At 67.6% G+C, this 490-nt stretch carries 2 protein-coding genes; both read left to right on the top strand.

Features of this window, described 5'->3' with window-relative positions:
- Nucleotides 1–321 (top strand): YnfA family protein (locus AC1DKD_RS41990; protein WP_477144833.1); only part of this gene is annotated, 321 nt, incomplete at its 5' end.
- 57 nt (nt 322–378) lie between these two features.
- On the top strand, nt 379–490 hold a 112-nt coding region (locus AC1DKD_RS41985), incomplete at its 3' end, for an FAD-dependent oxidoreductase (protein WP_477144834.1).

Here is a 490-nt window from a genome sequence, read left to right as displayed (position 1 = left end):
GTCGTGTTGTTCGTGCTGGCCGCTGTGGCGGAAATAGGTGGGGCCTGGCTGGTGTGGCAGGCCGTTCGCGAAGGCAAGGACTGGTGGTGGGCCGGGCTTGGCGTGATCGCGCTGGGCGCCTACGGTTTCGTGGCCACGCTCCAGCCCGATGCCCATTTCGGCCGGATCCTGGCGGCCTACGGCGGCGTGTTCGTGGCCGGTTCCCTGGCCTGGGGCATGGCCTTTGACGGCTTCCGCCCGGACCGGTGGGACATCGCCGGGTCCCTGGTCTGCCTCCTGGGGGTTGCCGTGATCATGTTTGCTCCCCGCAGCGGCGGATAGCCGGGCGCGCTGTTAGCGGGGGTGGCTAAACTCTAGCCACGACGAAAGGCGGGACCTGTGGACCGGGTGGACTACTGCGTTATCGGCGGCGGGATCGTGGGCCTGGCAACGGCTTACCAGCTGTTGCAGAAGCAACCGGGAGCTTCGCTGGTCCTGCTTGAGTCTGCAG

The sequence above is a fragment of the Cupriavidus sp. 05T313 genome (assembly GCF_056396665.1).
Note: the sequence above shows the minus strand (reverse complement) of the source record. Positions and strands in the feature narration are given on the sequence as shown.